Consider the following 23,134-nt stretch of genomic DNA (forward strand, 5'->3'; position numbering starts at 1 on the left):
CGCCACGCCCCGCCCCTGCCCGGCGCAGCCCAAGGAGACACCATGCCCGACCGGCCCAAGACCCCGCTTCTGGACCAGATTACGCGCCCCGCGGATCTGAAGGGGCTGACGGATGCACAACTGGTGCAGGTCGCCCACGAGCTGCGGCAGGAAACCATCTCTGCGGTCTCGGTCACTGGCGGCCATCTGGGCGCGGGCCTGGGTGTGGTGGAACTGACCACCGCCCTGCACGCCGTGTTCGACACGCCGCGGGACAAGGTGATCTGGGACGTCTCCCACCAGTGTTACCCGCACAAGATCCTCACGGGGCGCCGCGACCGCATCCGCACCCTGCGGATGAAAGACGGCCTCAGCGGTTTCACCAAGCGCTCCGAGTCGCCCTTTGACCCGTTTGGCGCCGCTCACAGCTCGACCTCGATCAGCGCCGCACTGGGGTTTGCCGTCGCCCGCGATCTGGGCGGGGTAATCCCCGAGGGCAACGGCGACGCCATCGCGGTGATCGGCGACGGTTCGATGTCCGCCGGCATGGCGTTTGAGGCGATGAACAACGCAGGCCACCTGGGTAAGCGGCTGTTCGTGATCCTGAATGACAACGAGATGTCGATTGCACCGCCGGTCGGCGCGCTGTCCTCCTATCTTTCCCGCCTCTACGCGGGCGAGCCGTTTCAGGAGCTGAAGGCCGCCGCCAAAGGCGCAGTCTCGCTGCTGCCAGAACCGTTCCGTGAGGGCGCCAAGCGCGCCAAGGACATGCTCAAGGGCATGGCCGTCGGCGGCACCATGTTCGAAGCGCTTGGCTTCTCCTATCTCGGCCCGATTGACGGCCACGACATGGACCAGCTGCTGCCGGTGCTGCGGACAGTCAAGGCGCGCGCCACCGGCCCGATCCTGATCCATGTGCTCACCAAGAAGGGCAAGGGCTACGGCCCGGCTGAACGCGCCCGCGACAAGGGCCACGCCACCGCCAAATTCGATATGGTGACCGGCGAGCAGAAAAAGGCGCCCTCCAACGCGCCTTCCTACACTTCGGTTTTCGGCAATGAACTGGTGAAGCACGCCGCCAAGGATGACAAGATCTGCGCGGTCACTGCCGCGATGCCCGACGGAACCGGCTTGAACCTGATGGCCGAACGCTACCCGTCGCGCTGCTTCGACGTCGGTATTGCCGAACAGCACGGCGTGACTTTTGCCGCCGCGCTGGCCGCGGGCGGCATGAAGCCGTTCTGTGCGATGTACTCCACCTTCCTGCAGCGCGGCTATGACCAAGTGGTGCATGACGTCGCGATCCAGCGCCTGCCCGTGCGCTTTGCCATCGACCGTGCAGGCCTGGTCGGAGCCGACGGCGCCACCCACGCCGGCAGCTTCGACATCGGTTTCATGTCCAACCTGCCGGGCATGGTGGTGATGGCCGCCGCCGACGAGGCTGAGCTGGTTCACATGGTCGCCACCGCCGCCGCTCATAACGACGGCCCCATCGCCTTCCGCTACCCGCGCGGCGAGGGCGAAGGCGTCGAGATGCCGGAAACCCCGGAGGTGCTGAAAATCGGCAAAGGCCGGATGATCCAGGACGGCAAGCGCGTGGCGCTGCTGTCCTTCGGCACCCGCCTGGGCGAGGTCAAAAAGGCCGCAGAATCGCTCGCGGCCAAGGGCATCACCCCGACCATTGCCGACGCCCGCTTTGCCAAGCCGCTGGACCGGGACCTGATCCTGCAGCTTGCCGCCGATCACGAGGCGCTGATCACCATCGAGGAAGGCGCGGTCGGCGGTTTCGGCTCCCACGTCGCACAGCTCCTGGCCGAGGAAGGCGTGTTCGACAGCGGCCTCAAGTACCGCTCCATGGTGCTGCCAGACACTTTCATCGACCAGGCCAGCCCCGCGGATATGTACGATGTGGCCGCCATGAACGCACCGCAGATCGAGGCCAAGGTGCTGGACGTGCTGGGTGTCGCAACCATTGCGGAGAAGCGGGCTTAATTCGCTTTGGCGCGGCCGCAGGGCCGGTGATCTTACACCCCCGGCGGCTCCGCTGGCGGCACAAAGCTCTCCATGTCCTCCGCTTCCAGCACCGCGCGCAGCCCTTCGCGGTATGTGGGATAGAGCAGTTCCACCCCGAGTTCGTCCTTGATACGCCGGTTTCTGACCCGCTTGTTCTCTCCATAGAAACTGCGCGCCATCGGCGTCATGCCAGCCTCGTCAAAAGGCACCTCGGCCGGCATTGGCAGGCCCAGCAGCTCCGCGGCATGGCCCAGCACATCCTGCGGCGGCGCCGGGTCGTCATCGCAGACATTGTAGATGGCACCGGGGCGCGGCTGTGCGATGGAGGCTGCCAGCACCTGGGCGATGTCGTCCACATGGATGCGCGAAAACACCTGCCCCGGCTTGATGATCCGCCGCGCCTTGCCCGCCATCAGCTTGGCAAAGGGGCCGCGGCCGGGACCATAGATGCCGGCCAGACGGAAGATGTGCAGCGGCAGGCCGGGGATGGCCTGCCATTGCGCCTCCGCCAAGGCGCGCCAGTCGCCGCGCTGGCTGGAGGGCGTCACAGGCGTGTCCTCATCCACCCAGGCGCCGTCGTGGTGGCCATAGACGGCTGTGGTGGACAGGTAGCCGACCCACTCCAGAACCGGGGCGGCGGCAATCCGGTCCCCCATGGCTGCCAGCACCGGATCGCCCTCCGCATCGGGCCCGATCGAATTCAGGATATGCGTCACCCCGTCCAGCGGCACGTCCTGGCCGGGCCAGGTGATCATCTCCACGCCATCGGCCGCCACCGGCTCACGCGAGGTGCCGATGACCCGCCAGCCCGACGCCAGGAGACGCGGGGCAAGCGCCCGGGCGGTATAGCCAAATCCAAGACAAAGCAGCGTTTTTCTCATGTCTCCTAGATGCGTTGGCCGCGCCTGCTGCGCAAGGGTTGATTCGAATCCTCCGCGCGGCTTTGATGGCCCGATGAAAAAGCAGACACCCGGATTGTCCGATGCCTACGCGCTGAGCACGCCTGAAGACTCACGGCGGCTCTATGCGGATTGGGCCGGCACCTACGATCAGGAATTCGCCGCTGATCAGGACTACCTGCTGCCCGGACTGACGGCCAAGGCATTTGCCGCTGCCGGAGGGACCGGTCCGGTGCTTGATGCTGGCGCCGGCACGGGTCTCTGCGGCGAGGCGCTTCGGGAGCTTGGGGTTGAACCTGTCGACGCCACCGACATCAGCGCTGCCATGCTGGCCGAGGCGCTGCGCAAGGACGCCTACCGCGACGTGATCGAAGCCAACCTGCTGGAGGGCATTCCGGTGCCGCGCGGCTCTTACCGCGGGGTCGTGTCATCCGGCACCTTCACCCACGGCCACCTTGGCCCCGAGGTACTGCCCGCCCTGCTGCGAGTGGCCGCACCCGGTGCTTGGTTTGCCTTGTCGGTGAATGCAAAGTTCTATGAAAAGGGAGGGTTTGCGGACGCCTTCGACCGGCTGCTGCGCGGTCAGTGGATCAAAGGCCTGACCCTGCCCGAGCTGCGCATCTACGGCCCGCGCTCCACCGGTGCGCACAAGGACGACACCGCGCTGATTGCACTGTTCCAGAAGGTGTAGGCCCTCCTGTTCTTCCGGGGTCAAGGAAAGCCGAAGGCCGCCATACGGCAGCATGGGCATAGCTCCTTGAGGCGGAATGAACAGGAAACACAGTCGATCAGGCTGCTTGATGAGCACGACTGCTCCTCTAGAACTTCTCGGTGAAAAGAAAACGCCGCGCAAAGCGCGGCGCCCGGCCCAACTGTGCAGAGGCATCTTCAGATGTCCCGCGGCAGGCGGGAGTTTTGCGTTACCGTCCCTTCCAGACCGGATCGCGCTTCTCGGCAAAAGCGCGGGCGCCTTCCAGGTTGTCCTCGGAGCCATAGAGCACGTCCACGGTCTTGAGCTGGCGCTGCGTGATCCGGTTCATCGCATCCTGGAACTTGCTGTCCTCGGCATCGCGCACGATCTCCTTGATCGCCGCATAGACCAGCGGCGGGCCGGAGGCGAGCAGCCGGGCCAGTTCCCAGGCACGGTCCATAAGCTGATCCGCAGGAACGATCTCATTCACCAGACCCCAGCGATTGGCTTCTTCGGCATCAAACCAGCGCCCGGTCAGCAAGAGTTCCATTGCGATATGGTAGGGGATGCGCTTGGGCAGCTTCACGCTGGCCGCATCTGCCACAGTTCCCGAGCGGATTTCCGGCAGCGCGAAACTGGCGTGATCGGCTGCGATGATCATATCCGCCGACAGCGCCAGCTCAAGCCCGCCGCCGCAAGCGATGCCGTTCACGGCTGCAATCACCGGCTTGTTCATATCGCGCAGTTCCTGCAGCCCGCCAAAGCCGCCAACGCCGTAATCGCCATCCACCGCATCGCCGTCAGCCGCCGCCTTGAGGTCCCAGCCGGGGCAAAAGAACTTTTCACCGCCGCCGGTCAGAATTGACACCCGCAGGTCCGGATCATCGCGGAACTCGCGGAACACCTCGCCCATCACCCGGCTGGTTTGCAGATCAATGGCATTGGCCTTGGGCCGGTCCAGCGTCACTTCCAGAATGGCGCCGTCGCGGCGGGTTTTTACAGGGCCGCTCTCGGGGTTGTCGCTCATCTCATCTCCTCCTGGCATCTGTCATGCCGTTCTGTTTCAGGCCGCGGCCTTCAGTATTTCCGGCGCATCAGCGCGTCCGCTGCCACCGCATCCGTCGGCGTGCACAAGAGCGGGTTGATCTCGATCTCCTCCAGCCCCAGCGCGTTCTCCATCACATAGGTTTCAACTGCGCGGATCGCGCGCAGGATTGCCTCAAGGTCCGCCGCCGGGGCGCCGCGGTAGCCGTCCAGCAGCTTCGCGATGCGCAGCGACTGCAGTGCCGCTTCGATTTCCGCATCCGAGGCCGGCAGCAGGAAAGAGGCGCTGTCCTCCAGCAGCTCGGTCAAGGTCCCGCCCGCCGCCAGGGTCATGACAAAGCCATGCGCCGGATCCTTGACCACGCCGATCAACAATTCCGCCACCGCACCGGTCACCATTTCCTCAACAAGAAAACGCCCGGCCGGCATGTTGAAGGCGGCATCGCTCACCTCCTGACCCGAATTCAGGTTCAGGACCACTGCTCCCGCTTCGGTCTTATGCGCCACACCCTCGCCTTTCAGCACCACCGGGAAGCCGACATCCACCGCAACCGCTCGGGCATTGGTGGCAGAAGCGGCCCGTTTGGACCGCGGAGTGCGCAACCCATAGCTGGCAAGCTGCCATTTGGCTTCGGCTTCCGGAACCAGATCCGGCTCCACCACCGGCGTTGGCAGCAGCAGGGGCGCAGGCGCTTCCGGCAGCGGCAGGCTGGCTGCCTCGCAAGCGGCGATGGCTTCGCTGAGGCCGCAGAAAGGCACAACGCCCGCCTCCATTAGCCGGGCCGCCACGTCCTCTGGTAGCAGCTCTGGCAAGGTCGCAACCAAGCCGACGTTGGCGCCGGTCCGCTCACGCGAACCAATGGCGGCCTGAATGGTGCATTCCCAGTCCGAGGCATCACAGCGGTCGCCGCGCGGGAAGTCCACAATCAGCATGGTCATTGCCAGCTGCAGATCCATCATTGCCGAGAACGCCTGGGTCATCGCCTCCGTGTCGCGCCAGATATAGGTGTGGTAGTCGAGCGGATTGGCCAGCGCCACCATCGGACCAAGTGCGTCGCGCAGGTCCTCTTTCTGCCTCTCGTTCAGCGGCGGAAACTCCACCTTCCGCGCATGGCCAGTGTCTGCGGCCAGGCTGGCCTCCCCGCCGGAGCAGCTGATGGTTGCGATGCGGTTCGACGGCAAGCGCCCCGCCACATGCAACAGCTTCAGCGTCTCCAGGAAGGACGGCAGGTCATCCAGACGCGGAATGCCAAGGCGTGAGAGCAAAGCCCCGGCCCCCGCGTCTCCGCCCGCAAGCGAGGCGGTATGAGAAACAGTAGCGGCCTGGGCCTCGGCCGACTTACCGACCTTCAGCGCAATGACCGGCTTGCCCAGTTCGCGGGCCCGGGCGGCCAGCGCCTCGAACGCGCGCAGATCGCCAAAGCCTTCGATATGCAGGCCCAGCGCGGTCACGCGGTTGTCCTCCAGCAGCGCCTCGCCAATCGCGGCAATGCCGGACTGTGCCTGGTTTCCGGCAGTGACCACATAGGCCAGCGGCAGCCCGCGCTTCTGCATGGTAAGGTTGATGGCGATGTTGGAGCTTTGGGTGACCAGTGCCACGCCCTTGTCTGCCCGCGATCCGCCGTGCTGGTCCGGCCACAAGAGCGCGCCGTCCAGATAGTTGATGAAGCCATAGCAATTTGGACCAAGGAAGGGCATCTCCCCTGCCGCTTCCAACAGCTGCGCCTGAAGATCAGCCCCTTCGGCGTCCTCAGCCGCGGCTTCCAGGAACCCGGAGGCAAAGCACACCGCCCCGCCGGCACCGCGCGCCGACAGCACCTGCACCACTTCGATAGTGGCAAAGCGGTTCACCCCGATGAACGCCGCGTCCGGCGCCTCCGGCAGGCTGTCCGCATCCTTGAAGGTTGGCAGGCCCGCAACCTCTTCGACCTTAGGGTGGACGGGCCAGATGGTGCCCTCAAACCCCATCTTCTGGCATTGCTCGATCACCAGACGGCACCATGCACCGCCGCCAATCACAGCAATGGTTTTCGGGCGGAAAAGCCTGTTTAGAGACTGCATTTGATCTTATTCACCGGTCTTGCCGCGGTCCAGATGGCCGAGGTCTTGTTCAGGATTGATCCGGTGGCGCACGCGGGTCTTCAGCTCTTTCACATCAGGAAAGCCGCCGTCCCGTTTGCGTTCCCAGACTAGCTCCTTATCAACATGGATCTCAAAGATCCCGCCCAAATCTCCGGGAACCAGAGTCACCCCGCCCAATTGGTCCTGGAAGGTCTGCAGCAGCTCCTGCGCCATCCAGCCCGCCCGCAGCAGCCAGTTGCAGCCGATGCAATAGGTAATGGTCACAACAGGTTTCCCGGACCGGGTCATGGATCAGCCTCCGACGGCGCGCAGCATCTCGCGGCTGATGATGTGCCGCTGAATTTCACTGGTGCCTTCCCAGATACGCTCCACCCGCGCGTCGCGCCAGATGCGTTCCAGCGGCAGCTCATCCATCAGGCCCATGCCGCCGTGGATCTGGATTGCCTCGTCGGCAACAAAGGCCAGCATCTCGGTTGCCTTCAGCTTGGCCATCGACATGTCGCTTTCGGTGACGGTGCCCTGGTCGAACTTCCATCCGGCTTCCCAGGTCAAGAGGTTCGCCGCCTTCAGCTCCAGCGCCATATCGGCGAGCTTGAAGGAGACGCCCTGGAACTTGCCGATCTGCTGGCCGAACTGCTTGCGCTCGGCGGCGTATTCGATCGAGTGCTGCAGCGCCCGTTCCGCCCGGCCCAGGCAGGTGGCGGCCACTTGCAGCCGGGTGGCGCCCAGCCAGGTGTTGGCGACCTCAAACCCCTTGTCGACCTCACCTAGAATGGCAGAGGACGGCAGGCGGCAGTCGTCGAATTCCAGCACCGCGTTGGTGTAACCGCGGTGGCTGACGTTGCCGTAACCGTCACGCACTTCGAAACCGGGCGTGCCTTTGTCGACGAAGAAGGCAGTGATCTTCTTCTTCGGCCCGCGCGGCGTGTCCTCGACCCCGGTTGCCATAAAGCAGATCGCAAAATCAGCAATATCGGCGTGACTGATGAAATGTTTGGTGCCGTTCAGGATCCAGTCATCGCCGTCCTGGCGCGCGGTTGCCTTCATGCCGCGCAGGTCCGATCCCGCATCCGGCTCGGTCATCGCCAGACAGTCCCATTTTTCGCCCTTCATGCAGGGGAAAAGGTATTTTTCCTTCTGCTCCTCGGTGCCTGCCAGCAGGATGTTCGAGGGCCGCGCAACACCGGTCCAGTGCAGCGCATAGTTGGCGCGGCCCAGTTCCTTTTCGTACATCAGCCAGGTCAGCGTATCGAGGCCTGCGCCGCCCGCCTCCTCGGGCATGTTGGCAGCATAAAGCCCCGCTTCCATTGCCTTTTTCTGAATATCTCGGATCACATCCATGTCCAGATGGCCGGTGCGCTCGATCTCCGCCTCATGCGGATACAGCTCCTTCTCCACAAAGGCGCGGGTGGTTTCGACGATCATTGACTGTTCTTCGGTCATCCCGAACTGCATGGCGGTCTTCCTTAGCAAATGTGTTGCGGATCAGATTACGCCGCTTGCCCGCGCCCATCATGCAAGGTTAGAAATTATCATGCGAAGTTGGACAAAAGATGCCGCTGCAGTGCAGCAATTGGATGTGCTGCTGTTTGATGCTTTCTCGGCCCATTGCCTGGCCAACACGGTGGAGCCGCTGCGGGCCGCCAATACGTTCGCCGGGCGGCAGGTCTATGCCTGGCGGTTCCTGACGCTGGACGGCGGGCCGGCTGTGTCCTCCTCAGGCATGGAGGTGCGGGCGCATGGAAAACTGGGCGACTGCAGCGGCGATTTGCTGATTGCGATGCCGTCCTACGATTTCCTGCGCCATGCCACCGTGGCCACCGCGCGGGCGCTGAAGTCCGCCGCCCGCCGCTACACGGTGCTCGCGGGATTTGACACCGGCGCCTGGCTGCTGGCGCAGGCCGGCCTGCTGGACGGGCGGCGGGCAACGATCCACTGGGAAGAGCTCAGCCGCTTTACCGAGGCTTTTCCCGAAGTGCAGACGGAACGTGTCCGCCAGGTCTGGGATGGCGACCGCGTCACCTGCACCGGTGCGCTGGCGGCCTTTGACACCATGATGGAGCTGATCGGAGACCAGCACGGCGCCGCGCTGAGACTGGAGGTAGCGGCGCTGTTCATGGCGCCCGAGGCAACCGAAACCCAGGACCCGATCCTGGTGCGCGGCAAATCGGTTGCCCGTGCGGTGGCGGTGATGCAGGCCAATCTGGAATCGCCCCTGCCGATCGCTGCCGTGGCGCGGAAAGCGGGCCGCAGCCAGAAGGATCTGGAGACACGGATGAAGGCTGAACTTGGGGCAACGCCGCAGGCGGTTTACCGGCGGCTGCGGCTGATTCAGGCCAGAAAGCTGGTGTTAGAGACAGTTTTGAGTGTCTCTGAGATTGCCCTGCGCTGCGGCTACGACGACCCCAGTGCGCTGACCCGGGCCTTCAAGGCGGAGTTTGGAAATACCCCGCGCAGCTTGCGCAGCAGCGGCTAGGCCTGCTTGGCTGCCATCCACTGGTTCAGCCGCCACAGCCCCCAGGCCAGCGGGATCGCCGCCAGGCCGCCGATCACATAGGCCAGCGGTTCATCGGCGAAGGACTCGAACATCTGCGTGTAGGCATGGATCGCGGCAAAGGTCAGCGCCGCATTGAACAGCCCGCGCTGATGCCGCTGCGCCGCCCAGAAGATCACCGCGGCCAGCACCACCGCCCAAAGCACCGAATAGACTTGCTCAGAGATGAACAGTGCGCTGTTGCGGAAGGCATCGCGGGCGGCGGCATAGGCCTCCCAGTCCTCGTACCCATCGCTGTAACGGCCCGGCCCCCAAACAGTTTCGCCCACCACGTCCCCCCACAACGAGCCGACCAGCGCACAAAGGTTCGCGACCACAAACCCCAGGATCGCCAGGATGCGCAGGTGCCGGGCGTTGCGTTCTGCCAGCCGGGACGCCCCCCAGACGCACAGCACTATCAGCACCACCATCTGCAGGATCGTCAGCGTCGATTCCGGCGAATAGAACACATAGGCGGCGTGGAAATAGCTGGTGCCGGTTTCCAGCATCTGGGCAAAGGGCGCAATCGCCAGCGCGGTGACAAAGCGCACATCCACCTGCCAGCCTGCCAGGGCCAGCGCCGCCGCATAATAAAGCAGCGCCAGGTTCCGCAGCGGCGAGCCGATGCCGTATTGCTGCAGCAGCAGTTCGATGCCCGCCAGATGCATTGCCAGCCCCATCAGCAGGATCGCGCCCAGCACAAACCCCGTGGACCAGGCCCCGTGCCGCCAGCGCCAGGTGCAGATCAGCGCCACCAGCGCGCCGGCGGGCAGCATTACCCAGCCGGCGATGTCCTCGAATTTGTCGACCAGTTCAATCCCGGCACCGCCCATCAGCATGCCGGCGCCGATCAGGGTGGCGGAATTGCCGAACATCCGCAGCATCTCGCCGCCGCGCGCCAGCACCGCAAGCCCGCCGCCCAGCATCAGCACGCCGGTCACCGCCACTGCCAGCGGGTCCGCCAGCCAGAAGATGAAGCCGGCTGTGGCCGCGATGATCCCGAAACACAGGATCGCATTCACCGCCAGCGACACCATCACCTCTCGCGAGCGGGCCTCGATGCTGCGGGCCTGATCCGGGGTCAGCACCCCCTCCTCGACCAGGGCGGTTGTATCGGCAATGGCGTGCATCAGCGGTCCCTCGCAGCATCCAAATGGGTCCGCCCAGCATGGACCGGCCGGCGTCGCGGCGAAAGGGGAGGAATTCCCGCAGCTTACCCCTTGGGGCGGCTTGGGACCCAGGCGTATCCGTTATCACACAGGATATAGGCCTCCCGCAGGCCGTGCGGCTTGTCCGTTGGCGCCTGCAGAACGGCGAACCCTGCTGCCGCCGCCAAGGCCACGGCCTGATCCGGGTCGGTTTCGTAAAGACGGATCTCGATCCCGGCCCCGCGCGGCGGGTTTTCCGGCAGCAGCCCCAGCAGCGGGTTTTCCGCATAGGTGCCGTCGCTGTGCAGCTGAAACACCTGACCGCCATAGGTGACGATGGCAAAATCCTGCGTCACCTGATGGCCCTTCATAGCGAAAACAGTCTCTAAAAAGGACTTTTCAGCCGGAACATCCCGTACCAGGAGGTTGATCCCGATCCCGCGCAGGGAGCGGCCGAAACTGTCCGCATCTGTTGTCTCATAATCCATGGGGCCCAGTCTTTTCCGGAACCCGCCAAGCGGCAATGCCAAATGCGTCAGTCTTCGGCGCCTATTCACCGTCCGTATGAAGCTTTGATGGCAAAGCCGGCAATCCGCTTGCCTTCCCGCCCGCAATCGGAACAATTGGACTATGTCAGAAAACATTTTTCCGAACTGGCCCGACTACGCCCCGCAATTGATCGACGTAGCAGCCGGCCGTGCGCCAGCCGATACCGTGATCCGGCAGGGCATTTGGGTCAACGTCCACACCCGCGAGCAGCTGCCCGGCCATGACATTGCCATCAAGGCAGGCCGCATCGCCTATGTCGGGCCGGACGCCTCTTATTGCACCGGGCCGGAGACGCAGATCATCGAGGCCAATGGCCGCTATATGGTCCCGGGCCTGTGCGACGCGCATATGCATATCGAATCCGGCATGCTGACGCCCGCAGAATTTGCCCGCGCGGTGATCCCGCATGGCACCACCTCGATGTTCACCGACCCGCATGAGATCGCAAATGTGCTGGGGCTGGACGGTGTGCGCTATATGCATGACGAGGCGCTGATGCAGCCGGTCAACATTTTTACTCAGATGCCGTCCTGCGCGCCCTCCGCGCCGGGGCTGGAAACCACCGGCTATGAAATCTCCGCCGAGGACGTCGAAGAGGCGATGAACTGGCCCGGCATCATCGGCCTCGGTGAAATGATGAATTTCCCCGGCGTCGCCAATGCTGACCCCAAGATGCTGGCCGAAATCGCCGCTACCCAGCGTGCGGGCAAAACCGTGGGCGGCCACTATGCCTCCCCTGACCTTGGCCCCGATTTTGCCGCCTATGTGGCTGGCGGCCCGGCGGATGATCATGAGGGCACCTGCGAGGCTGACGCCATTGCCCGGGTGCGCCAGGGGATGCGGTCGATGATGCGGCTTGGCTCGGCTTGGTACGACGTCGAAAGCCAGATCACCGCGGTTACCGAAAAGGGGCTGGACCCGCGCAACTTCATTCTCTGCACCGATGACTGCCATTCGGGCACACTGGTCAATGACGGCCACATGAACCGGGTGGTGCGCCACGCGATTGCCTGCGGCTGCGATCCGGTGGTTGCCCTGCAGATGGCGACGATAAACACCGCCACCCATTTCGGACTGGAGCGCGAAATCGGCTCCATCACTCCCGGCCGCCGTGCCGATGTGATCCTGACCTCCAGCCTGACGGATCTGCCCATCGAAGTGGTAGTGGCCCGCGGCCAGATCGTCGCGGAATCAGGCTCTATCAGGGTCGAATGCCCGCATTACGACTGGCCCGCCAGCGCCCGCGGCACTGTGCATCTTGGACATGAGCTGACAGCCAAGGACTTTGAGCTGGCCGCCCCTGAGGGCGCCAATGCGGTGACTGCCAATGTGATCGGCGTGGTCGAGAACCAGGCCCCGACCAAGGCACTTCGCGCGGAGCTGCCGGTTGTGGACGGGCTCGTCGAGGGCAGCGGCGATGTCTGCCAGATCGCCCTGGTCGAGCGCCACCGCGCCACCGGCGGTGTCACCAACGCTTTTGTCTCGGGCTTCGGCTACCAGGGCAAAATGGCGATGGCCTCCACGGTGGCGCATGACAGCCACCACATGATTGTGGTCGGCACCGACCGCGAACAGATGGCGTTGGCCGCCAACCGGCTTGCCGAAGCAGGCGGCGGCATTACCCTCTTTAAAGATGGTGAGGAGCTTGCCCTGGTTGAACTGCCGATTGCAGGCCTGATGTCCGACAGCCCGGCCACCGAGGTCGCCGCCAAGGCGCAGGAGATGGTTGAGGCGATGCAGGCCTGCGGCTGCGACCTGAACAACGCCTATATGCAGCACTCACTGCTGGCGCTGGTGGTGATCCCGGAACTCAGGATTTCCGACCTGGGGCTTGTCGATGTCCGCACATTCCAGAAAATCCCGGTGATCGAGCCTGCACAATGATAACAACAAAACACCCCGGCCACCCGCCGGACGAAAGCTTCAACGACGCAACCGAGGCCGTGGACCGGCTGGAACTGCTCTACCGGCAGGCCACTGGCTTCATCTGCGAGGAATTCTCCCGGGCGATGGCTGACGGCGCGCCGGACAACCAGCGCATCCGCGCCTTTTACCCGGAAATCCGCTTCTCCACCCTGACCTTCGCCCAAGTGGACAGCCGGCTCAGCTTTGGCCATGTCTCCGCACCTGGCACCTATGCCACCACGGTCACGCGGCCGGACTTGTTCCGCAATTACCTGATCCAGCAGATTGGCCTGCTGATCCGCAATCACGGCCAGCCGGTGACCATTAGTGTCTCTGATACACCGATCCCGGTGCATTTCGCGGTCGCCTCGCGCCCGGATCTGACGGTGCCCCAGGACGGCGCCGCCGGTTTCACCCTGCGCGACGTGTTTGACGTGCCGGATCTGTCGACCACCAATGACGACATCGTCAACGGCACATACCAGCCCGCCAATGGCACCGGCCCGCTGGCGCTGTTCACCGCCCAGCGCATCGACTACTCGCTGGCCCGTCTGAGCCACTATACCGCCACCAGTGCCGAACATTTCCAGAACCACGTTCTGTTCACCAACTACCAGTTCTACGTGGCCGAATTCGAGGCCTACGCCCGCGCCCAGTTGGCGGATCCCAATTCCGGCTACACCAGTTTTGTCAGCACCGGCGATCACGAGATCACCGATCCATCGGCAAAGATTCCGGAAATCGCCAAGCTGCCTCAGATGCCGACATATCACCTGAAGCGGGAGGACGGGAACGGCATCACTCTGGTCAACATCGGCGTCGGCCCCTCCAACGCCAAGACCGCCACCGACCACATCGCGGTGCTGCGCCCGCATGCCTGGCTGATGGTCGGCCATTGCGCGGGGCTGCGGAACACCCAGGCACTGGGGGACTTCGTCCTCGCCCATGGCTACCTGCGCGAAGACCACGTTCTGGACGATGACCTGCCGGTCTGGACCCCGATCCCGGCGCTGGCGGAAATCCAGGTCGCGCTGGAGGAAGCCGTGGCGGAAATCACCGAATACGAGGGCTTCGACCTCAAGCGGATTATGCGCACCGGCACCGTCGCCACCATTGACAACCGCAACTGGGAACTGCGCGACCAGTCCGGCCCGGTGCAGCGCTTGTCCCAATCCCGCGCCATCGCGCTGGACATGGAAAGCGCCACCATCGCCGCCAACGGCTACCGCTTCCGGGTACCCTACGGCACGCTGCTCTGCGTCTCTGACAAGCCGCTGCATGGCGAACTGAAGCTGCCGGGCATGGCGTCGGACTTTTACCGCACTCAGGTTGCACGCCACCTGCAAATCGGAATAAGAGCTATGGAGCGTTTGCGCGGTATGCCTTTGGAGCGTCTGCACAGCCGGAAATTGCGTTCGTTCGACGAAACCGCCTTCCTTTAAGGCTGATTTTCGCTGTTTTCCGGGAAAAAATGCCTGTTTTGCCTTATGCGGAGCACACAAGAAGTTGTGTTACCATACAACATAACGATAATGTCTCGCGATGAGGCCCCACAGTTCGGGCAGCTTTAAGGAGACGAAGAATGTCCAAACCGATGACCAAAACCCAGCTTGTAGCCGCACTGGCCGAGGAAATGGGCAGTGACAAGAAAACTGCAGGTTCTGCGCTGGAAGCGGTCTGCTCGCTGATCACCCGCGAAGTGTCGGGCGGCGGTGCCGTGACCCTGCCGGGCGTCGGCAAGATCTACTGCCGTGAGCGCCCCGAGCGTGAAGTGCGCAACCCGGCCACTGGTGAGAAATTCACCAAGGAAGCCGACAAGGTGGTCAAGATGACCATCGCAAAAGCGCTGAAAGACAGCGTAAACGGCTGATCCCGGACATCGTCCGGACGGTTTCAGGGCTGCCCCCGCGGGCGGCCCTTTTCTTTTGCACGGGCCGGCCGCTCCAACGGAAGGTTCGTCCGCCGCCGCCGCGTTGCCGCTTGCCAGTACCGCCCGCCGGACGCATCCTCATGGCGGCGGCCGAAGTAGGGCTTCATGGAAAACGTCAATCTGGTGCTGATCCTGGCAGCCGCGTTTCTGGGCGCCGTCAGCCCTGGCCCGGCGACGGTGACCATTGCCGGCACCTCCATGAAGCATGGCCGCAAGCCCGGGCTGGCGCTGGCTGCCGGGGTGTGCACCGGTTCCCTGATCTGGTCGGTCTCCGCTGCCTTTGGACTTGGCGCGGTGATGCTGGCCAATGCCTGGATGTTCGAAGCGGTCCGCTACATCGGCGCCGGTTATCTGATGTATCTCGCGATCCGCTCCACCCGGTCGGCCTTGCGCCCCGGCGCACCTGCATTACGCGCCTCTGCTGTGCCAACGCTGCGAAGCGCCTATGGCAAGGGGTTGGCGCTGCACCTGACCAATCCCAAGGCTGTGCTGTTCTTCGGCTCGCTCTATGCCATCGGCCTGCCGCCCGGCACGCCCGTGTCGGCGCTGCTGGTTGTGATGGCGGCCATCGCGGTGCAAAGCACCCTGATCTTCCACGGTTACGCGCTGCTGTTCTCCAGCCAGGCGGCCAGCCGCGTCTACCTTCGCTTGCGCCGCGGGTTCGAGGCGGCCTTCGCCGCCGCCTTTGGCGCCGCCAGCTGGCAGATCCTAGCGGCCCGGTTCAGCTGATCCCGGTCCCGCCCGGCTTGATCTCCACTCTCAATTCCCCGAAGGTCCGCCACGGGAGAAAGGAATTCACGATGGATGCGCGCGCTATTGCCATGGGGCTGGCCTTTGCCCTGATGTGGTCCTCGGCCTTCACCTCCGCCCGGATCATTGTCCAGGACGCCTCGCCGCTGTTCTCCCTGGCGGTCCGCTTTCTGATCTCCGGGCTGATCGGCGTCGCCATTGCCCGCGCCATGGGGCAGACCTGGCGGCTGACGCCGGGCCAGTGGCGCGCCACGGTGATCTTCGGCATCTGCCAGAACGCGCTGTACCTCGGCCTGAACTTCGTCGCCATGCAGTGGATCGAGGCCTCGCTGGCCGCCATCATCGCTTCCACCATGCCGCTGCTCGTGGCGCTGGCTGGCTGGGCGCTGTTCGGCGAGCGGCTGCGGCCCCTTGGCTATGCCGGGCTGGCCGCAGGCATCCTGGGTGTTGCGCTGATCATGGGCACACGGCTCAGCGCCGGTGTCGACCTGCTGGGCGTTGGCCTTTGCGTCATCGGCGTGCTGGCGCTGACCGCCGCAACCCTGGCCTTGCGCGGCGCCACCTCGGGCGGCAATTTCATGATGGTTGTGGGGCTGCAAATGCTGATCGGCTCTGCTGTCCTGTTCGTGGCCGCGCCGCTGACAGAGGACATTTTTGTCACCCCCACCTGGCGCCTGGCCGCTGCCTTTACCTACACCACCATCGTGCCGGGGCTGATGGCCACCTTCATCTGGGTGCTGCTGCTGAACCGCATCGGCGCGGTGCGCGCCGCGACCTTTCACTTCCTGAACCCGGTGTTCGGCGTTGCCGTCGCCAGCATGCTGCTGGGAGAAAAACTAGGGCCGCTCGACCTGCTCGGTGTCGCCATCGTCACCGGCGGCATTCTGGCCGTCCAGCTCGCACGGCAGGCGGACCGGCCAAAAGCGGGGCTCTCCCGCGCGGCAAAGCCGGGCTGACGTCCGTCCCTGCCCCTTGGGCCCGGCGCCGCTGACGCGGCGCAGCCCGTTGCAACCCCGCGTGCTTACGGCTTAACCTGCCCCCCAAGACCCCAACAGGAGGACGCGGCATGAGCGCGCAACTGACCCGGGTGCTGGAGGCGATCGACGCCGCCAACGCCCAGGACCCCAACCTGGAAGACGGCCAGCCCGCCGCGCTGCTCTATGGCCAGCGGATGAGCCAGGAGCAGGAACGCCTGTTCCCGGACGCCTCCGAGGTGCTGCAGATCGCCGCCCGCGGCCAGCACGTGGAACGCTGGAAGCTGGCCCGCGATGCCTTCCCCGAAGGCCGGGCCGGCTATCTCGCCTGGCGCAAGGCAGAGGCTGTGCATCACGCCGATGTGGTCACCACCCTGATGCAGGACGCAGGCTATGGCGCCGAAGATACGGAGGCCGCCGCCAAGATGCTGCGCAAGGAGGGCATAAAGCGTGACGACCAGGTGCAGGCGCTGGAGGACATCATCTGCTTTGTCTTCCTCAAGTGGTATTTTGCCCCCTTCGCCGCCAAGCATCCGGCGGACAAAGTGCAGCGCATCGTCGAAAAGACCGCCCGCAAGATGTCGGCAGACGCCCGCGCCCGGGTGCTGCGGGAGTTCGACCTGCCCGGCGACCTGGCCGGCGCCTTCGCCGCCTGACCGCACCCCTTCCCCCGCGGCCGGCCTTCCACAGCACACGGCTTTGCGAGCCGCCTGTAACAGGGCTTTGCATTTGCCCATCCAGACCCCATGTTCTGCACCAAACGCGAACAGGCGGGAGGACATCATGACCAAATACTTCAAGAACCCGGACGCCATTGCCGCCCTCTCCGAGGAAGAGTTCTATGTGACCCAGAATGCGGGCACCGAACGCCCCGGAACCGGCAAGCTGCTGAACAACAAGCAGCCGGGCATCTACGTCGACATCGTTTCAGGCGAGCCGCTGTTTGCCTCCTCTGACAAGTATGAATCGGGCTGCGGCTGGCCCAGCTTCACCAAGCCGATCGAACCCGCCCATATCCAGGAACTGGAGGACCGCAGCCTCGGCATGATCCGCACCGAGGTCCGCTCCACCCATGGCGACAGCCACCTGGGCCATGTCTTTCCCGACGGCCCGATGGACCGCGGCGGCCTGCGCTATTGCATCAACTCCGCCTCCCTGCGCTTTGTGCATCTGGACGACATGGAGGCCGAGGGCTATGGCGCCTACATCAACCAAGTGGAGGTCGTGAAATGAGCACCACCGAACGCGCCGTCCTGGCAGGCGGTTGTTTCTGGGGCATGCAGGAACTGATCCGCAAACGCCCCGGCGTCATCAGCACCCGCGTCGGCTACACCGGCGGCGACTTGCCCAATGCCACCTACAAGAACCACGGCACCCATGCCGAAGGGATCGAGATCATCTTCGACCCCGCCGTCACCTCCTACCGGGAGCTCTTGGAATTCTTCTTCCAGATCCACGATCCGACCACCCTGAACCGGCAGGGCAATGACATCGGCATGAGCTACCGCTCCGCGATCTACTACGTCGACGATACCCAGAAAGCGGTGGCCGAGGACACCATCGCCGACGTCGACGCCTCCGGCATCTGGCCCGGCAAGGTGGTGACCGAGGTCGAACCCGCGGGCGATTTCTGGGAGGCGGAGCCCGAGCATCAGGATTATCTGCAGCGTCAGCCCACCGGCTACACCTGCCATTTCCCGCGCCCCGACTGGGTGCTGCCCAAACGCGGCGCCGCCGCGGAATAGGCTCTATCCGGTCGCTTTCAGCCCCGCCGCACATTGGCGGGGCTTTTCACCTGTCAAATCTGCAGCAAGCATCCGTGTTTCATCTGGCCGAAAATATCCCCGCCGGAGGCAGCGGGTTTTCCGCGAAAACCCGCTAGTGAAACTGAAGCTAGGCGTGCGCCACACGCGGCCGGCCGCTGGCCTCCACCGTCAATGTGCCTTCAACGAACACGTCCCGCGATTCCACTTGCGCCGTGCGGATATCCCGCTCCACATGCACGTGAATATCCTCTGCACCGGCCTCCTCCGCTGCGCCGCGCGCCTCCGCAGCCAAGGCTGTTTCCAGCGCCGCAAGCGCGTCATCTGCGGCCGGAAAATCCTCCGGGCCGGTCTCCAGGTGCACCCGGTACTTGCCTTCGGACGGAGAAGTCACGGTGCCGCTGCGCCGCATGGTGACACGCCCCACCACCGCGCCAATGGCATTGGCCACGCCCGCATGTTCCGGCAGGATCATATTGCAATGAAGCCGCTCCCCCACCGCCGGATAATAGCTGGGGGCAGAGGCGCCCAGCCCCACCACATCCACATTCATCGAGGCATCGAGCGCCAGCAACCCGCGGTGCCGACTCAGCCCCTTTTGCAGCAGAACATGCCGCGCCAGATCCTGTTCCGGCAGGCCAAAGCTCTCGGCTTCCTCGGCAAAAGCAGACTCTAACAAGGTCAAAGCGGTCTGTTCGGTCAGTTGATCAATAATCATCTGCGCCAGTGTTCCCGCATCCTTTGCCACCATGTCGCCGCTGCCCACCCGGCGGCGGGCAAACAGCGTCAGCGCTTTCTCCGCCGCCTCGCGGTCCCAGGCATCGACCCGGCCCAGCACATGGCTGGCATCCGAGGGCGTCACGCTGCTGACCTGCACCAGTCCGCGGTCCACCAGCCGGCCTAGCGAGCCATGCTCCATCCGTGTACGCAGGATCTGGCCCAGCGGGTGCACCTGCATCCCGATCCGCGCCAGCAGCCCGGCCTCCCGCTCGCTCAGGCCCGCTACAGGCACCCCCGGCACCGCCCGTACAAAGCGCCCGTCAAACTCGCCCACAGTGGAGTTGCGCAGCTGTTCGTCCAGCGCTGCGTGCACCACCTCCGGCGCATCCGTGGCAATCAGCGAGACCGGCACCACCCGGCGCGGCCCCAGGGTCAGCCCGCCTGACAGGCCGCTGGTGTTCAGATGCACCTGGCTGTCGCCTCCCAGGCCGGTGGTGCGCATCGCCACGGCCTCGACCATAGTGCGGAACTCACCGACCCGGGCACCCGCCGGATCAATCGCCGGCTTGCCGTCCTTGATCAGCGCCACATCGGTGGTGGTGCCGCCGATGTCGCTGACCAGCGCGTGATCCGTCCCGGTCATCCATCGCGCGCCGACGATCGAGGCCGCCGGCCCCGACAGGATCGTCTCGATCGGCCGCTCCCGCGCCTGTTCGCCGCTCATCAGCGCGCCGTCGCCGCGCACCACCATCATCGGCGCCTCAATGCCCAGATCGCGCAGCGTATCCTGCGCCCGGCCGATCAGCCGGTCGATCATCCCGATCAGGCGGGCGTTCAGAACCGCCGTCACCGCCCGCTTGGGCCCGTTCAGCTTGGCCGACAGCTGATGCGAACAGGTTGCCGGCGCGCCGGTCAGCTCATGAATGATCCGCGCGGCTTCCATCTCATGCGCCGGGTTGCGGGTGGCAAAGACCCCGGCCACGGCAAAACCCGTCACCCCTTGCCCCTCGGTGCGCAGAAACTTCTCCAGCGACTCCAAGTCCAGCGGCGCCGCCTCGCTGCCCGCATGGGTATGGCCGCCCGCCAGCACCAGCGCCGGATCGCCCTTCAGGGCATCCTTCAGCCCATGCCGGTCCAGATCGGCCTCGGCAAAGCCGATATAGATCAGCGCCACCCGGCCGCCCTGGCCCTCGACCAGCGCATTGGTGGCCAGCGTGGTGGACAGGGCCGCCAGCGACACCTCCTGCGGCTGCACTCCGGATTGCTCCAGAACCGCCCGGATCGCGCCGCCAACGCCAATCGCCAGATCCTGGCGCGTCGTCAGAGACTTGGCGGAGGCGATCACCTCCTTCTCGTCGCGGATCAGCACCGCATCGGTATAGGTTCCGCCCGTGTCCACTCCCAGCAGCAGCGCCATGCCCAGCCCTCTCAAACTCTGTTCGCCGGACCGGGTGTAACGCCTATTTGCGCCGCGTCCATCCTGTTTGCGTCACGAAAGCCTTTGAACTGCCCAAGCCGCTGCGTCGGCCACCGCCGGGTCCGGATCCTCCACCAGCCCCTGCGCCGCCGGCCGCAGCTCTGGCAGCCCGGAATTGCCAATCGCATAAAGCACATTGCGCACAAAGCGGTCGCGCCCGATGCGCTTGATTGGCGAACCCGAGAACATCGCCCGGAACGCCGCATCATCCAAAGCGGCAAGCTCCTCCAGCTTCGGCGCCTTCAGCTCCTCGCGCGCGGCATAGCGCATGTCGCTGGCCGCCACCGCAAACTTGTTCCACGGACAGGCCGCCAGACAGTCGTCGCAGCCATAAATCCGGTTGCCCAGCTTGCCCCGCAGCTCTTCGTCCACCGGCCCCTTGTGTTCAATGGTGAGGTAGGAAATGCAGCGCCGTGCATCGACCTGGTAGGGCGCCGGAAAGGCATCGGTCGGGCAGCTGTCCAGACAGGCCCGGCAGGACCCGCAGCGGTCCGGCTCAGCCCGGTCCGCAGGCAGCTCCAGCGTAGTGAAAACAGAGCCTACAAAGGCCCAATTGCCCCAATCCCGGCTCACCAGGTTGCTGTGCTTGCCCTGCCAGCCAAGTCCCGCCGCCTGCCCCAGCGCCTTCTCCGGCACCGGTGCGGTATCGACAAAGACCTTCACCCCGCAGTCCTCACCGGCCTCCGCAATCAGCCAGCGCGCCAGCCGCTTCAGCCGCTTCTTGACCAGGTCGTGATAGTCCTTGCCCCGGGCATAGACCGAGACCGCACCGCGGTCCGCCTGCCCGACCACCGCCATCGGATCCTCCTCCGGCGTATAGCTTTCGGCCAGCATGATCACCGACCGCGCCTCGGGCCACAGCAGCGCCGGGTCGCCCCGCCAATGGGTGCGCTCTGCCATCCAGCCCATCTGCCCGTGATAGCCCGCGTCCAGGAACGCCTGCAGCCGTCCAGGCACCTCCGGCACATCCCACGGGCGGCAGATCCGGCAAGAGACAAACCCCTCCGAGAGCGCCTGAGCAATCAGTTTTTGCTTGATGCCGGATCCGTCTTTCATCTGGCTGAAAATATCCTCGGGGGTGAATTGAGCCGCAGGCTCAAGAGGGGCAGACAGCCCCCTAAACCCGTTGATATCAGAAATCCAGGTCAGTGTAATGCGGCGGCGGCCGGAAGCCCGGCACCTGATCCGCCAGGATCGACCGGAATGCAGGCCGCGACTTGATCTTGGCGTACCAGTCCTTGACCACTGCCGACCGGTTCCAGTCCACGTCCGAAATGTAATCCAGCGACGACAGATGCGCCGCAGCGGCGAAATCCGCCAGCGTCATCATGTCCCCGGCCAGCCAGCGCCGGTGGTCCAAGAGCCAGGCCATGTAATCCAGATGGTATTTGATCGCCTTGGCGCCGGCCTTCACGTTTCGGCTGTCCGGATAGCCCTCACCGGTGATCTTCTTGTTCACCCGCTCATACAGCAGCTTGGAGGTCACCTCGTGGTGGAACTTGTCGTCAAACCAGCTCACCAGCCGGCGCACTTCATACCGGCCCTCGGCATCCTTCGGCATCAAGGGCGGCTCCGGCCGCGTGTCTTCCAGGTATTCGCAGATCGCCGCGCTTTCGGCCATCATCTGGCCGTCCAGCCGGATCACCGGCACCTTGGCGGCTGGGTTGCGGCGCAGGAAGTCGGGATCCTGCTCCCAATAACGCTCCTCGACCAGCTCAACCTCGATCTTCTTTTCCGCCAGCGACAACCGCACCTTGCGGCAAAAGGGGGACAGCGGAACGTGGTACAGGCGCGCCATGGCTACAGGGGATCTCCAGAAACGTTACTATGGATACCCAGCAATGCCTTGGCCGGGAGAAAGATTCAATCCTCGAAACAATCGGCCCGCCCATCTGCGCGAATGGTGGCCGCCCCATCCATGATCTGCCCCGCCCGGCGCTGCACGAAACTGCTGGGACGGCGGGCCGAACGCTCTTTGGGATTGGGCAGAACCGCGGCAATCAGCGCCGCCTGGCGCGCGCTCAGCTGATCCGGGCCCACCCCGAAATATTTGCGCGCCGCGGCCTCGGCGCCGAACACGCCTTCGTCCATTTCAGCCACGTTCAGATACACCTCCAGAATGCGCCGCTTGCTCCAGACGATCTCCACCACCGGAGTCAGCAGCGTCTCCAGCACCTTGCGCGGCCAGCTGCGGCCCTGCCACAGGAACACATTCTTCACCACCTGCTGCGAAATGGTCGAGCCGCCGCGGGCGCCGCCTGCCTCGATCGCGGCCTGAATGGCGCGGGCGTCAAATCCCCAATGGCGGCAGAACTGCGCATCCTCCGCCGCCACGACAGAGCGCGCCAGCACCGGCGCCATCTCCTCCAGCGGCACCCACATCCGGTCCACCTCGCCCAGCCGCCGCTGCTCGGCCCAGATGGTATGGGTAACAGGTGGATTCACCACGGAAAACAGCAGGATCAGGAAAAGAAACACTGCCGCAACCGCAAGCACCGCGCGCAAGAGCCAACGCCGCAGACTGCCCAGCGGCTGAATCCGCCGCTTCGCCGTCTTCTTGCTGCTCCTGGTTTTCTTCTTTTTTGCAACTGCCTTGGCCATGACTCTCTATAGGACGGCAGCCAGGCATTCACAAAGGGTCAGTTGACTTGCTGCCGCAATCTGCCGGTCCGGCGTT

General features: G+C 64.6%; 22 protein-coding genes. 11 read left to right on the forward strand and 11 right to left on the reverse strand.

The annotated features are described in order from the left end of the window. Window positions 1-42: 42 nt before the first annotated feature. Complete coding sequence (gene dxs, locus CAER_RS0113535; protein WP_027235855.1) at window positions 43-1,971, forward strand: 1-deoxy-D-xylulose-5-phosphate synthase; 1,929 nt, start codon at window positions 43-45, stop codon at window positions 1,969-1,971. Window positions 1,972-2,003: 32 nt separating this feature from the next. Here the strand turns inward: dxs and CAER_RS0113540 are convergent, their stop codons facing one another. Continuing rightward, window positions 2,004-2,873 (reverse strand): SDR family oxidoreductase, encoded by an 870-nt coding sequence (locus CAER_RS0113540; protein ID WP_027235856.1) that lies wholly within the window; start codon window positions 2,871-2,873, stop codon window positions 2,004-2,006. 73 nt (window positions 2,874-2,946) lie between these two features. Here CAER_RS0113540 and CAER_RS0113545 point away from each other — a divergent pair, with 73 nt between their 5' ends. Next, window positions 2,947-3,582: a class I SAM-dependent DNA methyltransferase gene (locus CAER_RS0113545; protein ID WP_027235857.1), complete on the forward strand. Its 636-nt coding sequence runs from the start codon at window positions 2,947-2,949 to the stop codon at window positions 3,580-3,582. Between the two features lie 229 nt (window positions 3,583-3,811). On the opposite strand, the gene CAER_RS0113550 is transcribed toward CAER_RS0113545, so the two are convergent. Genes CAER_RS0113550 through CAER_RS0113565 form a run of 4 tightly spaced genes read right to left on the reverse strand, consistent with a single transcriptional unit; the run spans window position 3,812 to window position 8,163 of the window. Beyond that, complete coding sequence (locus CAER_RS0113550; RefSeq protein WP_027235858.1) at window positions 3,812-4,609, reverse strand: carnitinyl-CoA dehydratase; 798 nt, start codon at window positions 4,607-4,609, stop codon at window positions 3,812-3,814. A gap of 50 nt (window positions 4,610-4,659) precedes the next feature. Continuing rightward, the gene (locus CAER_RS0113555) at window positions 4,660-6,687 is read right to left on the reverse strand and encodes an acetate--CoA ligase family protein (protein WP_027235859.1); all 2,028 of its coding nucleotides are present in this window, start codon (window positions 6,685-6,687) and stop codon (window positions 4,660-4,662) included. A gap of 6 nt (window positions 6,688-6,693) precedes the next feature. Continuing rightward, on the reverse strand, window positions 6,694-6,996 hold the full coding sequence (locus tag CAER_RS0113560; protein WP_027235860.1) for an Rdx family protein: 303 nt from the start codon (window positions 6,994-6,996) through the stop codon (window positions 6,694-6,696). A gap of 3 nt (window positions 6,997-6,999) precedes the next feature. Continuing rightward, entirely contained in the window at window positions 7,000-8,163 is a 1,164-nt protein-coding gene (locus CAER_RS0113565; protein WP_027235861.1) for an acyl-CoA dehydrogenase family protein, read from the reverse strand. 79 nt (window positions 8,164-8,242) lie between these two features. Here CAER_RS0113565 and CAER_RS0113570 point away from each other — a divergent pair, with 79 nt between their 5' ends. Continuing rightward, on the forward strand, window positions 8,243-9,184 hold the full coding sequence (locus tag CAER_RS0113570) for a GlxA family transcriptional regulator (protein ID WP_027235862.1): 942 nt from the start codon (window positions 8,243-8,245) through the stop codon (window positions 9,182-9,184). Here CAER_RS0113570 and CAER_RS0113575 read toward each other — a convergent pair. Both CAER_RS0113575 and CAER_RS0113580 read right to left on the reverse strand, forming a co-directional pair. Further along, window positions 9,181-10,371 (reverse strand): hypothetical protein, encoded by a 1,191-nt coding sequence (locus tag CAER_RS0113575; RefSeq protein WP_027235863.1) that lies wholly within the window; start codon window positions 10,369-10,371, stop codon window positions 9,181-9,183. The two genes, CAER_RS0113570 and CAER_RS0113575, sit on opposite strands and share 4 nt — an antisense overlap. An 83-nt stretch (window positions 10,372-10,454) precedes the next feature. After that, a complete protein-coding gene (locus CAER_RS0113580) occupies window positions 10,455-10,877 on the reverse strand; it encodes a glyoxalase (RefSeq protein WP_027235864.1) in 423 nt (140 codons plus the stop codon). A gap of 142 nt (window positions 10,878-11,019) precedes the next feature. On the opposite strand from CAER_RS0113580, the gene ade reads away from it, so the two are divergent. The 8 genes from ade to msrA all read left to right on the forward strand — a co-directional run bounded on the left by ade (window position 11,020) and on the right by msrA (window position 18,242). Continuing rightward, window positions 11,020-12,822, forward strand: coding sequence for an adenine deaminase (ade, locus tag CAER_RS0113585; RefSeq protein WP_027235865.1), 1,803 nt, complete (start codon window positions 11,020-11,022; stop codon window positions 12,820-12,822). Continuing rightward, the gene (locus tag CAER_RS0113590) at window positions 12,819-14,285 is read left to right on the forward strand and encodes an AMP nucleosidase (RefSeq protein WP_027235866.1); all 1,467 of its coding nucleotides are present in this window, start codon (window positions 12,819-12,821) and stop codon (window positions 14,283-14,285) included. The genes ade and CAER_RS0113590 overlap by 4 nt, the downstream gene beginning before the upstream one ends. A 140-nt stretch (window positions 14,286-14,425) precedes the next feature. Next, window positions 14,426-14,713, forward strand: a complete 288-nt coding sequence (locus CAER_RS0113595; protein WP_008553440.1) for an HU family DNA-binding protein — start codon at window positions 14,426-14,428, stop codon at window positions 14,711-14,713. A gap of 165 nt (window positions 14,714-14,878) precedes the next feature. Beyond that, complete coding sequence (locus tag CAER_RS0113600) at window positions 14,879-15,502, forward strand: LysE family translocator (protein WP_027235867.1); 624 nt, start codon at window positions 14,879-14,881, stop codon at window positions 15,500-15,502. A gap of 71 nt (window positions 15,503-15,573) precedes the next feature. Beyond that, the gene (locus tag CAER_RS0113605) at window positions 15,574-16,479 is read left to right on the forward strand and encodes a DMT family transporter (RefSeq protein ID WP_027235868.1); all 906 of its coding nucleotides are present in this window, start codon (window positions 15,574-15,576) and stop codon (window positions 16,477-16,479) included. A gap of 110 nt (window positions 16,480-16,589) precedes the next feature. Continuing rightward, complete coding sequence (locus CAER_RS0113610) at window positions 16,590-17,153, forward strand: DUF4202 domain-containing protein (RefSeq protein ID WP_027235869.1); 564 nt, start codon at window positions 16,590-16,592, stop codon at window positions 17,151-17,153. A 127-nt stretch (window positions 17,154-17,280) separates the two neighbouring features. Then, on the forward strand, window positions 17,281-17,730 hold the full coding sequence (gene msrB / locus CAER_RS0113615; RefSeq protein WP_027235870.1) for a peptide-methionine (R)-S-oxide reductase MsrB: 450 nt from the start codon (window positions 17,281-17,283) through the stop codon (window positions 17,728-17,730). Next, on the forward strand, window positions 17,727-18,242 hold the full coding sequence (msrA, locus tag CAER_RS0113620) for a peptide-methionine (S)-S-oxide reductase MsrA (protein WP_027235871.1): 516 nt from the start codon (window positions 17,727-17,729) through the stop codon (window positions 18,240-18,242). Before msrB ends, msrA begins: the two co-directional genes overlap by 4 nt. A 148-nt stretch (window positions 18,243-18,390) precedes the next feature. Here msrA and CAER_RS0113625 read toward each other — a convergent pair whose 3' ends face one another. The 4 genes from CAER_RS0113625 to mtgA form a co-directional block, all read right to left on the reverse strand. Continuing rightward, window positions 18,391-20,397 carry a hydantoinase/oxoprolinase N-terminal domain-containing protein gene (locus CAER_RS0113625; protein ID WP_027235872.1) on the reverse strand — a complete coding sequence of 669 codons (2,007 nt, stop codon included), beginning with the start codon at window positions 20,395-20,397 and terminating at the stop codon, window positions 18,391-18,393. 72 nt (window positions 20,398-20,469) lie between these two features. Next, complete coding sequence (gene queG, locus CAER_RS0113630) at window positions 20,470-21,513, reverse strand: tRNA epoxyqueuosine(34) reductase QueG (protein WP_027235873.1); 1,044 nt, start codon at window positions 21,511-21,513, stop codon at window positions 20,470-20,472. Between the two features lie 76 nt (window positions 21,514-21,589). Then, complete coding sequence (gene fzlA, locus CAER_RS0113635; RefSeq protein ID WP_027235874.1) at window positions 21,590-22,255, reverse strand: FtsZ-binding protein FzlA; 666 nt, start codon at window positions 22,253-22,255, stop codon at window positions 21,590-21,592. Window positions 22,256-22,320: 65 nt separating this feature from the next. After that, window positions 22,321-23,058: a monofunctional biosynthetic peptidoglycan transglycosylase gene (mtgA, locus tag CAER_RS0113640; RefSeq protein WP_027235875.1), complete on the reverse strand. Its 738-nt coding sequence runs from the start codon at window positions 23,056-23,058 to the stop codon at window positions 22,321-22,323. Between the last annotated feature and the right edge of the window lie 76 nt (window positions 23,059-23,134).

It is taken from the genome of Leisingera caerulea DSM 24564, from assembly GCF_000473325.1.
Taxonomy (GTDB): domain Bacteria; phylum Pseudomonadota; class Alphaproteobacteria; order Rhodobacterales; family Rhodobacteraceae; genus Leisingera; species Leisingera caerulea.

What these genes read in the sequence shown, in the direction of transcription:
- CAER_RS0113590 (WP_027235866.1), top strand. Translation starts at nt 12,819, where the DNA reads ATGATAACAACAAAACACCCCGGCCACCCGCCGGACGAAAGCTTCAAC.
- msrA (WP_027235871.1), top strand. Translation starts at nt 17,727, where the DNA reads ATGAGCACCACCGAACGCGCCGTCCTGGCAGGCGGTTGTTTCTGGGGC.
- fzlA (WP_027235874.1), bottom strand. Translation starts at nt 22,255, where the DNA reads ATGGCGCGCCTGTACCACGTTCCGCTGTCCCCCTTTTGCCGCAAGGTG.
- CAER_RS0113595 (WP_008553440.1), top strand. Translation starts at nt 14,426, where the DNA reads ATGTCCAAACCGATGACCAAAACCCAGCTTGTAGCCGCACTGGCCGAG.
- CAER_RS0113540 (WP_027235856.1), bottom strand. Translation starts at nt 2,873, where the DNA reads ATGAGAAAAACGCTGCTTTGTCTTGGATTTGGCTATACCGCCCGGGCG.
- CAER_RS0113600 (WP_027235867.1), top strand. Translation starts at nt 14,879, where the DNA reads ATGGAAAACGTCAATCTGGTGCTGATCCTGGCAGCCGCGTTTCTGGGC.
- ade (WP_027235865.1), top strand. Translation starts at nt 11,020, where the DNA reads ATGTCAGAAAACATTTTTCCGAACTGGCCCGACTACGCCCCGCAATTG.
- CAER_RS0113565 (WP_027235861.1), bottom strand. Translation starts at nt 8,163, where the DNA reads ATGCAGTTCGGGATGACCGAAGAACAGTCAATGATCGTCGAAACCACC.
- CAER_RS0113560 (WP_027235860.1), bottom strand. Translation starts at nt 6,996, where the DNA reads ATGACCCGGTCCGGGAAACCTGTTGTGACCATTACCTATTGCATCGGC.
- mtgA (WP_027235875.1), bottom strand. Translation starts at nt 23,058, where the DNA reads ATGGCCAAGGCAGTTGCAAAAAAGAAGAAAACCAGGAGCAGCAAGAAG.
- queG (WP_027235873.1), bottom strand. Translation starts at nt 21,513, where the DNA reads ATGAAAGACGGATCCGGCATCAAGCAAAAACTGATTGCTCAGGCGCTC.
- CAER_RS0113555 (WP_027235859.1), bottom strand. Translation starts at nt 6,687, where the DNA reads ATGCAGTCTCTAAACAGGCTTTTCCGCCCGAAAACCATTGCTGTGATT.
- CAER_RS0113570 (WP_027235862.1), top strand. Translation starts at nt 8,243, where the DNA reads ATGCGAAGTTGGACAAAAGATGCCGCTGCAGTGCAGCAATTGGATGTG.
- CAER_RS0113610 (WP_027235869.1), top strand. Translation starts at nt 16,590, where the DNA reads ATGAGCGCGCAACTGACCCGGGTGCTGGAGGCGATCGACGCCGCCAAC.
- dxs (WP_027235855.1), top strand. Translation starts at nt 43, where the DNA reads ATGCCCGACCGGCCCAAGACCCCGCTTCTGGACCAGATTACGCGCCCC.
- msrB (WP_027235870.1), top strand. Translation starts at nt 17,281, where the DNA reads ATGACCAAATACTTCAAGAACCCGGACGCCATTGCCGCCCTCTCCGAG.
- CAER_RS0113575 (WP_027235863.1), bottom strand. Translation starts at nt 10,371, where the DNA reads ATGCACGCCATTGCCGATACAACCGCCCTGGTCGAGGAGGGGGTGCTG.
- CAER_RS0113580 (WP_027235864.1), bottom strand. Translation starts at nt 10,877, where the DNA reads ATGGATTATGAGACAACAGATGCGGACAGTTTCGGCCGCTCCCTGCGC.
- CAER_RS0113550 (WP_027235858.1), bottom strand. Translation starts at nt 4,609, where the DNA reads ATGAGCGACAACCCCGAGAGCGGCCCTGTAAAAACCCGCCGCGACGGC.
- CAER_RS0113625 (WP_027235872.1), bottom strand. Translation starts at nt 20,397, where the DNA reads ATGGCGCTGCTGCTGGGAGTGGACACGGGCGGAACCTATACCGATGCG.
- CAER_RS0113605 (WP_027235868.1), top strand. Translation starts at nt 15,574, where the DNA reads ATGGATGCGCGCGCTATTGCCATGGGGCTGGCCTTTGCCCTGATGTGG.
- CAER_RS0113545 (WP_027235857.1), top strand. Translation starts at nt 2,947, where the DNA reads ATGAAAAAGCAGACACCCGGATTGTCCGATGCCTACGCGCTGAGCACG.